Annotated in this window: 8 protein-coding genes and 1 riboswitch; of the genes, 3 read left to right on the top strand and 5 right to left on the bottom strand. The window is 69.1% G+C overall.

Features of this window, described 5'->3' with window-relative positions:
• A partial coding sequence (locus tag BSP109_RS15580; RefSeq protein WP_180959790.1) for a transposase family protein occupies positions 1-273 on the bottom strand: 273 nt, incomplete at its 3' end.
• Between the two features lie 149 nt (positions 274-422).
• Here BSP109_RS15580 and BSP109_RS15575 point away from each other — a divergent pair.
• Complete coding sequence (locus BSP109_RS15575; RefSeq protein ID WP_087003188.1) at positions 423-1,352, top strand: VOC family protein; 930 nt, start codon at positions 423-425, stop codon at positions 1,350-1,352.
• A 325-nt stretch (positions 1,353-1,677) separates the two neighbouring features.
• Positions 1,678-2,460 (top strand): M23 family metallopeptidase, encoded by a 783-nt coding sequence (locus tag BSP109_RS15570; protein ID WP_256970164.1) that lies wholly within the window; start codon positions 1,678-1,680, stop codon positions 2,458-2,460.
• Positions 2,461-2,645: 185 nt separating this feature from the next.
• Here the strand turns inward: BSP109_RS15570 and BSP109_RS15565 are convergent, their stop codons facing one another.
• The 4 genes from BSP109_RS15565 to gcvP all read right to left on the bottom strand — a co-directional run bounded on the left by BSP109_RS15565 (position 2,646) and on the right by gcvP (position 8,837).
• Positions 2,646-4,052: an L-serine ammonia-lyase gene (locus BSP109_RS15565; protein WP_087003196.1), complete on the bottom strand. Its 1,407-nt coding sequence runs from the start codon at positions 4,050-4,052 to the stop codon at positions 2,646-2,648.
• Between the two features lie 101 nt (positions 4,053-4,153).
• Entirely contained in the window at positions 4,154-4,555 is a 402-nt protein-coding gene (gene gcvH, locus BSP109_RS15560) for a glycine cleavage system protein GcvH (protein WP_087003199.1), read from the bottom strand.
• Between the two features lie 66 nt (positions 4,556-4,621).
• On the bottom strand, positions 4,622-5,776 hold the full coding sequence (gene gcvT, locus BSP109_RS15555) for a glycine cleavage system aminomethyltransferase GcvT (RefSeq protein ID WP_087003202.1): 1,155 nt from the start codon (positions 5,774-5,776) through the stop codon (positions 4,622-4,624).
• A 100-nt stretch (positions 5,777-5,876) separates the two neighbouring features.
• Positions 5,877-8,837, bottom strand: coding sequence for an aminomethyl-transferring glycine dehydrogenase (gene gcvP, locus BSP109_RS15550; protein WP_101601837.1), 2,961 nt, complete (start codon positions 8,835-8,837; stop codon positions 5,877-5,879).
• Between the two features lie 132 nt (positions 8,838-8,969).
• Positions 8,970-9,056: riboswitch (glycine riboswitch) on the bottom strand.
• Positions 9,057-9,238: 182 nt separating this feature from the next.
• Here gcvP and BSP109_RS15545 point away from each other — a divergent pair.
• The gene (locus tag BSP109_RS15545) at positions 9,239-10,228 is read left to right on the top strand and encodes a DDE-type integrase/transposase/recombinase (protein WP_180959789.1); all 990 of its coding nucleotides are present in this window, start codon (positions 9,239-9,241) and stop codon (positions 10,226-10,228) included.
• The last annotated feature ends 103 nt before the right edge of the window (positions 10,229-10,331 follow it).

The following is a 10,331-nucleotide window of genomic DNA, read 5'->3' as shown; positions in this document are numbered from 1 at the left end:
GGGGCAGATCCAGCGGCGCTTTCGCCACCGCAGACGGGTCGGGCGTCCCGCGAAGGGCGCATCGATCAGAGTCACGGTCACACGTCCGTGGCCAGTGGCGATGACGCCGCATCCGGGACAGCCGGTGAGCGGGTCGCAGGCCTCGACGTCGAGGAGAACGGCGGTGTCCGTGACGTGAGCGTCAACGAGGTGCAGGTCGGGCAGACCGAGGAGGACATCACATCTGCTGCAACGATCCAGGGCAGCAGCGCAGGGGCACGTAGGATGGGGCATAGTCGAGGTCCTTGAGATGCGCGGGGGTAGAAGTCCGCTCATCATCAGGGACCTCGACGTCTATCCCCAGCACCCTCGCCCCATCGGCGTGCCCACACTCAACTCTGAAGAGCCGTCATAGCCCTCGCACAGCAACCCTGGGAGACACCATGAACGCCGCAGCCCCCGCCACCACAGACACCATCCTCAACCCCGCCACGACGATGGACGCGGTCACGCTCCACGTCGGCGATCTCGAGAAGATGAGCTCCTACTACGCGCAGGCCCTGGCGCTCACACCGATCGAGGAGCGCACGGCCGGCCGTGAGGTCGTCCGCATCCTGGGCCGCCGCGGCGTTCCGCTGATCCGCCTCATCGCAACCCCGGGGCTGCCCGGCGTCGACCGCCGCCAGGCAGGTCTCTTCCACACCGCGTTCCTCTTCGAGGACGAGGCGTCACTCGCGGCGACCGTCGCCCGGGCCGCCCAGCATCCGGAGAGCCGCTTCGCCGGGTCGAGCGACCACCTGGTCTCCGAGGCGTTCTACTTCACGGACCCGGAGGGCAACGGCATCGAGCTGTACCGCGACCGCCCCCGCTCCGCCTGGACCTACCAGCCCAACGGCGACGTCGACATGGCGTCGCTCTACCTGGATCCCAACGCGTACCTGCAGACGCACCTCACCGAAACGGCACTCACCGACACGGAGAACCACGCCGGCATCATCGGCCACGTGCACCTCCAGGTGGGCGACATCGCCCGCGCCCGCGACTTCTACGTGGGCGCCCTGGGCTTCGAGACCATGGTCGGCACCCACCCCGGGGCGCTCTTCGCCTCGGCCGGCGGCTACCACCACCACGTCGCGATGAACACGTGGAACAGCGCAGGTGCCGGTCCCCGCGCATCCAGCCTGGGCCTCGGCGACGTCGCAATCACGGTCCCGGGCCGTGAGGACCTCGACGCCCTCACCGCACGCCTGGGCGGTACAGGGCTCCAGTCCGCAGACGACGGCGACCGCGTGACGGTCAACGACCCGTGGGGCACCCACGTGACGGTGTCCGTCCCCGGCGCCTCGACGACGGAATCGCTGCTGACGCGGTGATCAGCGGCGTCTGACTTCCTGTGGACGCAGCGGTGACCACGCATGCGAACGGTGAGTGAACCACGCCTCAGCGCCGCATTCTCGTCACCTCCGAGTCACGTGCGCGAATCGTTCCGATCGTCGTTCTTCTCGACATGAAGGCATGTGGTCCGACAGTGCACAGCATGCGGGTCCTGCCGCCATCCCCCGGTTCCCGCCACGGGGGCCGGACCTGTCGGCGGCCAGGAACCGTTCAGCCGGGCTGTGTTCGGGTGGAGACGCACCGACCACGGTGCACATGCACTCGTGCGACGCACGAAGCCGACCGAGGAGACAGGTGAGTACTATGACGCCCATCGACCGCACTCCCGCAGACTTCGACTCGAGGAACTCCGCCCACACGAAGAGCACCGCCCGCTCATTCAGCCCCGTTCACGCGGCCGGACCCGACGCGAGGGCTCACCGCTCCGCGCTGCGCCGCGGGCTCGGCTCCGCACTCGGCCTCGCAGTGAGCGCCGGACTCGTCGTCGGCGGCCCCGCACTCGCGGCCAACGCCGCGGACGAGGCCCCTGCCCAGTCATCCACGCAGCAGACCGCCGGATCGGTGCCCGCGTCGCAGCAGCAGGCGGCCTCCGACCGGATCTACAGCTCACCAGTACCCGAGGGCACCGGTGCGCCCACCAGCGAGTTCGCGTCGCCTGAGCGCCCCGAGCATGTCGGCACGGACTTCGCCGTCCCGGTCGGGACTCCCGTCTCGTCCGTGTCCGAGGGCACCGTGCTGCGCACAGCGACCACCGGCGAGGGCGGCGCCCTCGACCACCACACCGGCAAGGGCGTCGTCGTCGACCACGGTGTGATCAACGGCGACCGCATGTACTCGTACTACGGCCACCTCGACGAGGTGCAGGTGGAGCCGGGCGACACCGTCGAGGCCGGCACCCAGATCGGGAAGTCCGGCAACACCGGCAACAGCACCGGACCCCACCTCCACCTGGGTGTCTTCATGAACTCCAAGGACCCGAACGGCGCCATCTGGAACGCAGACTCCGGAGTCGGATTCATCGATCCGGTCGACTGGCTGGACCGCAAGGGCGTCGACGCAGGACAGGACGCACCCGTCGAGCCGTGACGCCTCCAGACACCGCCTGCCGCAGAGGATCGGACAGCGAGTGAGTGCAATCCGGCCCCCAGGAATCCTCCCGGGGGCCGGATTGCACTCACTCGCCGATCAGGTTCGGACCTGCCCGATCAGGTTGGGACCTGCGCTCAGCACTCCACGACATGCCAGCACCCCACGACGTGTCAGCAGACCTGTCAGCACTCCACGACGTTGACGGCGAGGCCGCCCATCGCGGTCTCCTTGTACTTGTCGCTCATGTCCGCGCCGGTGGCCTTCATCGTGGCGATGACCTCGTCGAGGCTCACGTAGTGGTCCCCGTCGCCCCACATCGCCATCTTCGCCGCATTGATCGACTTGCCCGCACCGATCGCGTTCCGTTCGATGCACGGCACCTGGACCAGCCCGGCGATCGGATCGCACGTCAGCCCCAGGTTGTGCTCCATCGCGATCTCCGCGGCGTTCTCCACCTGCTCGACCGAGCCGCCCAAGACCTCCGCGAGGCCGCCGGCCGCCATCGACGAGGCGGACCCCACCTCGCCCTGGCAGCCCACCTCAGCACCGGAGATCGACGCACCCTCCTTGTAGAGCACTCCGATCGCGCCGGCGGTCAGCAGGAACCGCACCGTCGCCTCGTCCCGGGCCGCGTCACCGCCCTCCTGCACCCAGTCCACATAGTTGAGCGCGTAGTGCAGCACGGCCGGGATGATCCCCGCCGCACCGTTCGTGGGCGCGGTGACGACGCGTCCGCCGCTCGCGTTCTCCTCGTTCACAGCCAGGGCGACGAGGTTGACCCACTCCTGGTAGTAGCGGGGATCGCGATCCGGGTCCTCCTCCTTGAGCCGCAGGTGCCAGTCATGCGCGCGCCTGCGCACTGACAGGCCACCGGGCAGGTGCCCCGACCGGTCGAGGCTGTGCGCGGCGCACTCCTCCATCACCTTCGCGATGTGGAGCAGTCCGTCGCGGACCTCCTGCTCCGTGCGGCCCGCGCCCAGTTCGTTCGCGAGCATCACCTGCCAGACCTCCAGACCCTCGCGGTTGGCGATCTCCAGGAGCTCATCCCCGGTCCGGAAGTCGTGCGGCGTCGCAGGCTCCCGCGCGGACTCGCCGGCCTCGGTCCCGAGGACGGCGGCCTCCTCATCGGACTGGGTGACGACGAATCCGCCGCCCACCGAGTAGTAGATCTCGTGGGCCAGCTCCTCGCCCGTCGCAGTCCGCGCCCGCAGCTCGAGCGCATTCGTGTGCCGCTCCAGCACGGTGAGCGGCCGCTGCCGCATGTCTGCGACGGCGAACGGGATCTCCACCCGGTCGCCGAACCGGACGATGCCGGACTCCGCCATCCGTGCGGTGCGCTCGTCCACCTCGTCGGGCAGGACCTCGTCGGGTCGGCACCCCTCGAGTCCCAGCAGGATCGCATCGAACGTGCCGTGTCCCCGGCCGGTGGCCGCGAGCGAGCCGTAGACATCGACCTCCAGGGCTGCGACATCCTCGGTCCGGTCCCCCACGAGGTCGACGAAGCTCGCCGCGGCCCGCATGGGGCCGACGGTGTGCGAGCTGGACGGGCCGATCCCCACTGTGAAGAGATCGAAGACGCTGATGGGCATGATCGCCTCCAAACGCATGGTGTCGACGGGGCCTCTTCGACCCGTCGGGCCGGGACCGCGCAGGTCCCGGCCGGGCCACCTCCGGAGAGGTGGTTGGCACCTCAGGAGAGGTGGTTGGCTTCCGCATAGGCGGCATGGTCCATGAGCGGACCCGCCTCAGTCACCGCGACCTCGAACAGCCATCCCTCGCCGTAGGGATCGGAGTTGAGGATCCCGGGGTTCGCGGACACGAGCTCGTTGACGGCGGTGACCTCGCCGGTGACCGGCGAGTACAGGTCGGACACCGACTTCGTCGACTCCACCTCGCCGCAGGTCTCGCCCGCGGTCACGGTGTCGCCCACCTCGGGCGCCTCGACGAAGACGACCTCGCCCAGCGCGTCGGATGCGACGGCGGTGATGCCGACCTTCACGGTCGTGCCCGCGACGCTCTCAGCGGTCGCGTTCACCCACTCGTGCTCCGCGGAGTAGGAGTAGTCCTTGGGCAGTGCGGGGAGTTCCGCCATGATGGTTCCTCTTTCGATGCAGAAGGGGTGGAGTGTCAGCCGCGCGCGCAGTCAGCGGCACGCTAGTCAGCCGCGCGAGTAGAACGGCAGGTCGACGATGCGGAAGGGGTGCGCCTTGCCGCGGATGTCGACGACCAGTTCGGTGCCCGCACTCGTGTGTGCCTGGTCGACGTAGGCGAGCGCGACGGGATGCCCGAGCGTGGGCGACGGCTGTCCCGATGTCACGGTGCCCACGACCTGGTCGTCGACCAGGACGTCAGCACCGGAGCGTGCGGCACGGCGTCCGTCGGACACGAGTCCCACGAGCTTCCGCGCGGGCTCCGACTCCGTGATCGCTGCGAGGGATTCGCGCGCGAAGAGGTGCTCCCGCTTGAGCGCGTTGAGAGCCATCTTCCCCATGCCGATGTCGACCGGGGTCGTCTCGAGCGTGATCTCGTTGCCGTAGAGCGGCATGCCCGCCTCCAGCCGCAGCGAGTCGCGGGCCGCCAGTCCGCAGGGGGTCAGGTCGATGCCGGCCCGCTCCGCTCCCGCGACCAGCGCGTCCCACACGGGCTCCGCCGCGTCGTTGCCGAGGTAGAGCTCGAACCCGTCCTCGCCGGTGTAGCCGGTCCGCGCCAGCAGCACGTCCTTCTCACCCGCGGCGGTGCTGACGGTGATGCGGGTCCACGCGTAGTACGCGACCTCGCGCACGGCCTGCGCACCCTCGTCGCCTCCGCCCACGACGGTCAGCAGGATCGCCTCGGAGCTGGGCCCCTGCACGGCGACGAGCGACGTGTCCGGCGACTCGTCCGTCACGGTGGCGTCCGCGCCCGGCACCAGCTGGGTGGTGAACTCGCGCTGGCGGGCGGCCAGGGCCTCGGCGACGGCGACGGCGTTGCCTGCGTTCGGCACGACCAGGAACTCGTCGTCGGCCAGGCGGTAGGTGATGAGGTCGTCGAGCACGCCGCCCGATCCGTTCACGATGAGGCCGTACTTCGCACGGCCCACTTTCAGGATCGAGTACTTGGCGAGCAGCGCGTAGTCGAGGAACGCGGCGGCATCAGCGCCCGTGATCCGCACCTCGCCCATGTGGGAGAGGTCGAAGATCCCGGCGGATTCGCGGACGGCCCTGTGCTCGGAGAGCTCGGATCCGTACTTGAGCGGCATGTCCCAGCCGCCGAAATCGGTGAAGGACGCCCCCAGTCGGGCGTGCAGGTCGTGGAGGGCAGTGGTCTCAGTCATCGGTGACTCCTGGTGGTGCGAGGGGATCCGCCGGTCCCCGCCGGCGCCCGAGGTGCCTGCTGGCACCCAGCGCGGGCGGGCTCCCGGCGACGGATGCGGATCAGACGGTCTCGAAGGCCTCCGGCGGCGGGCAGGAGCAGACGAGGTTCCGGTCGCCGTATGCGCCGTCGACGCGGCGGACCGGTGGGAAGAACTTCGTCAGGCGCAGGCCCTGGACGGGGAAGACGGCCCGCTCACGGGTGTATGCGCCGTCCCAGTCGTCCATCACGCAGGTCGCGGTGTGCGGGGAGTTCGCGAGCGGCGACTCCTCGTAGGAGTAGTCGGTGCCGATCGCATCGATCTCCTCCCGGATCGTGAGCATCGCCTCGATGAAGCGATCGATCTCGCCCTTGTCCTCGGACTCCGTCGGCTCCATCATGAGGGTGCCGGCGACGGGGAACGCGAGGGTCGGCGCGTGGAAGCCGAAGTCGATGAGGCGCTTGGAGACGTCCTCTGCGGTGACTCCCGTGCGCGCCGTGAGGGCACGCAGGTCGAGGATGCACTCGTGCGCGACGAGCCCAGTGTCACCCGTGTACAGCGTGGGGAACGCGTCCGCGAGCTTCTTCGACACGTAGTTGGCGGTGAGCAGCGCGGTGCGGGTCGCCTCCGTGATGCCCTCACCGCCCATGAGCCGCATGTACGCCCAGCTGATCGGCAGGACGCCGGCGGAGCCGAACATCGTGCCGCTGATGGGGTCGCCCAGTCCGTCGAACTCGCCCGCGACCAGGCGCGGGTCCGTCGCGTCGCCCGGCAGGTACGGTGCGAGGTGCTCGCGCACCGCGACCGGGCCCACGCCGGGGCCGCCGCCGCCGTGCGGGATGCAGAACGTCTTGTGCAGGTTCAGGTGCGAGACGTCGCCGCCGAACTCGCCCGGCTGCGCCAGGCCCACGAGCGCGTTGAGGTTCGCGCCGTCGACGTAGACCTGACCGCCCGCCTCATGCACCTTCTGGCAGACCGTGCGCACGTCCTCCTCGAAGACGCCGTGCGTCGACGGGTAGGTGATCATGATGCCCGCGAGCGTGTCCGCGTGCTTCTCGAGCTTCGCGTCGAGGTCCGTCAGATCGATCGAGCCGTCCTCCGCGGTCTTGACGACCACGACGTCCAGCCCCGCGAGCACTGCGGATGCGGCATTGGTGCCGTGCGCCGACTGCGGGATGATGCAGACGCGGCGGGCGTCGTCGCCGTTGGCCAGGTGGTAGCGGCGGATCGCCAGCAGCCCGGCGAGCTCGCCCTGGGAGCCGGCGTTGGGCTGCAGCGACACGCGGTCGTAGCCGGTCACCTCGACGAGCAGGTCCTCGAGGTCGCCGATGAGCTCGCGCCAGCCGGCGGACTGCTCGGCCGGGACGTAGGGGTGGATCGAGGCGAACTCGGGCCACGTGATCGCTTCCATCTCCACTGCCGCGTTGAGCTTCATGGTGCAGGAGCCAAGCGGGATCATCGTCCGGTCGAGCGCCAGGTCGCGATCCGCCAGCTTGCGCATGTAGCGCATGAGCTGGGTCTCCGAGCCGATCGAGCGGAAGATCGGGTGGGTGAGGAACTCCGTGGTGCGGTGGAGGTCCGTCGTCCAGGCCGGGGCGGCGATCGCCGCGTCCCCGAACGCGCCTTCGCCCGCAGCCTCGAAGGACGCCTCGTCGATCGTCTCCGTCGCTCCCAGCGCGCCGAGCACCGCGTTCGCATCCGCGACGGTGTGCGGCTCGCCGAAGCTCACGGCGACGGTCGTGGAATCGATGCGGCGGATGTTCACGCCCGCCTCATCGGCGGCACGGACAGCGGCATCGGCGTCCGGGACGGTCAGCGCGACGGTGTCGAAGAACTCCGCGTCGTCGCCGCCGGCCAGCGACGTGCCGTCGACCGAGACGACTGCGGCGGCGAAGGAGGTCGCCAGACGGTGGACGCGCGACGCGATGCGGCTGAGGCCCACGGGTCCGTGGTAGACGGCGTAGAAGCTCGCCACGACCGCCAGCAGCGCCTGCGCGGTGCAGATGTTGCTCGTCGCCTTCTGCCGGCGGATGTGCTGCTCGCGCGTCTGGAGCGCCAGGCGGTAGCCGGGCTTGCCGTCCTTGTCGTAGCTCACGCCCACGAGGCGGCCGGGCAGCTGGCGCTGCAGGCCCGACTTCACGGCCATGAAGCCTGCGTGGGGGCCGCCGAAGAACAGGGGGACGCCGAACCGCTGGGCGGAGCCCACCGCGATGTCGGCACCCTGCGAGCCGGGATCCTTGAGCAGTGTGAGCGCGAGGAGGTCGGCTGCGAAGGTGACGAGCGCGCCGCGCTCTTTGGCCCCTGCGATCGCGTCGTCGAAGGAGCGGACGCGGCCGGAGGTGCCGGGCTGGGCGACGACGATGCCGAACACCTCTTCGCCCACGAGGCCCCGGGAGAGGTCCTCGACGCGGACGGTGAAGTCCATCGCGCGGGCACGGGCGCGGACGACGGCGATCGACTGCGGGTGGAGCTCGGAGTCGAGCACCACGGTCGATCCCTTCTTCGAGGCGCGGCGCATGAGCAGGACGGCCTCTGCGACCGCGGTGGCCTCGTCGAGGAGCGAGGCGTTCGCGATGTCGAGTCCCGTGAGGTCCTGGACCGCGGTCTGGAAGTTCAGCAGGGCCTCGAGGCGGCCCTGGCTGATCTCCGGCTGGTACGGGGTGTAGGCGGTGTACCAGGCGGGGTTCTCCACGACGTTGCGGCGGATGACCGCCGGGGTGGTCGTGTCGTGGAAGCCCTGCCCGATCATCTGGACGCGCATCGTGTTCTTCGCGGCGAGCTCACGCAGCCGTGCGAGAGTCTCGCGCTCCCCCATCGGAGCGTAGGTGAGCGGATCCGCCTGTGCGATGTTCGTCGGCACGGCCTCGGCGGCCAGCGCCTCGAGCGAGTCGTAGCCCAGCTCTGCGAGCATCTCCTGCGTCTGCGAAGCGCGCGGACCGATGTGCCGGTCAGCGAAGGGGCGGGGTGCGTCTCCCCGTGCCGCACTCACGTGCGACAGTGCGGCGGCCGCATCAGGGGTCCGGGTTTCAGCGCCTGCGGTCATCGAGGATCTCCTCCGTCGGGTGCGTCCATCACGGGGACGGACACTGATCGGTTCGTCCTCCCCGCTCTGTCGACGTCCTGCACTGCCCGTCCGGATCTCTTCGGACGCACGGTCAGCCCGCTTCAGAGTCGCCTGCACATCGCGGTACTGGGCCTGAGAGTTTCCCGGGGAGGGATTGCACCTACGGCGCCGCCTGAGCGGCTCTCCCACGCTGTGTCGTATCGGCGTATCTGGAATACAGGATAGGCGACGGGGCACCGGACTGGCCACCCCTCGCGTTGACTCATAGAAGATGTCCGCGTAGCAGCATTCGAAGAATCATTTGAGAATGTCCGCGTAGCGGTGTGTCTGCCGGGCCGGTGTCCGCTGGCCCGGCACGGTGAGGCATGGAGCGATTGACGATGAGTGAACGCAAGGCATTTACGAAGGCCACCGCGACCCGGTACGCCCGGTCGAGCCGGGCGCAGAAGACGATCATCCTGGACGAGTTGTGCGCGGCGACCGGCTGGCACCGTGATCATGCACGCCGGGCACTGCGGCAACGGCTCGAGCTCACAGTCGTCAAACCACGCCCGCCCCGGCCACCGATCTACGGGGAGGCGGTGATCGCTGCTCTGCGGTTCTGCTGGGCAGTCCAAGGCACCCCGTGCGGGCGACTGCTGGCAGCAGCCCTGCCGGACCTGGTGCCCCGGCTGCGCCGGCTCAAGGAGCTCGAGATCGATGACGCCACGGCGGCGTTGCTGGTCAAGATCGCCCCGGCCACCATCGACCGGCGGCTGAAGGCCGACCGGGCCAAACTCGCCCCGCGGGGCCGGTCCCACACCAAACCGGGCACTCTGCTCAAAGACTCGATCCCGATGCGGACCTGGGCCGAATGGGACGACGCGGTGCCCGGGTTCGTCGAGATCGATCTGGTCGGCCACGAGGGCGGCAACGCGCAGGGCGAGTTCTGTTTCACCCTGGATATCACCGACATCGCGACCGGGTGGACCGAGACTCGTTCGGTGAAGAACAAGGCCCAGAAGTGGGTGTTCGCCGCGATCAAGGACGCTACCGCGGCGTTCCCGTTCCCGATCCGCGGCATCGATTCGGATAACGGCAGCGAGTTCATCAACTGGGAGCTGTTTCGCTGGTGTGAGCAGGAGAAATTGACGTTCACCCGGTCCCGGTCGGGCAACAAGAACGACGGGGCGCACGTGGAGCAGAAGAACTGGCATATCGTGCGCCAGACGGTTGGCTACCACCGCTACGACACTCCAGCAGAGCTGGAGCTGCTGGGCCGGATCTGGGCGCTGCAGCGGCTCCTGACGAATCATTTCGCCCCGCAGCAGAAACTCGTCGCGAAGGAACGCCACGGGGCGAAGATCTGTTATGTCTCAAGAGATGGGTGACAGTTCTGCATCAGGACATCGGTGACAGTGTGGGGCGTCTTGGTGGTGACACTTCCCGACTGTGATTGAGGGGTGAGCAGAAACGAACCCGTTGATCCCCGCG

Source organism: Brevibacterium sp. Mu109, assembly GCF_900169375.1.
GTDB lineage: Bacteria > Actinomycetota > Actinomycetes > Actinomycetales > Brevibacteriaceae > Brevibacterium > Brevibacterium yomogidense_A.
This window is presented reverse-complemented; position numbering and strand designations above follow the sequence as displayed.

Coding starts and splice junctions, on each gene's coding strand:
- BSP109_RS15575 (WP_087003188.1), top strand. CDS start 423: ATGAACGCCGCAGCCCCCGCCACCACAGACACCATCCTCAACCCCGCC.
- BSP109_RS15570 (WP_256970164.1), top strand. CDS start 1,678: ATGACGCCCATCGACCGCACTCCCGCAGACTTCGACTCGAGGAACTCC.
- BSP109_RS15565 (WP_087003196.1), bottom strand. CDS start 4,052: ATGCCCATCAGCGTCTTCGATCTCTTCACAGTGGGGATCGGCCCGTCC.
- gcvH (WP_087003199.1), bottom strand. CDS start 4,555: ATGGCGGAACTCCCCGCACTGCCCAAGGACTACTCCTACTCCGCGGAG.
- gcvT (WP_087003202.1), bottom strand. CDS start 5,776: ATGACTGAGACCACTGCCCTCCACGACCTGCACGCCCGACTGGGGGCG.
- gcvP (WP_101601837.1), bottom strand. CDS start 8,837: ATGACCGCAGGCGCTGAAACCCGGACCCCTGATGCGGCCGCCGCACTG.
- BSP109_RS15545 (WP_180959789.1), top strand. CDS start 9,239: ATGAGTGAACGCAAGGCATTTACGAAGGCCACCGCGACCCGGTACGCC.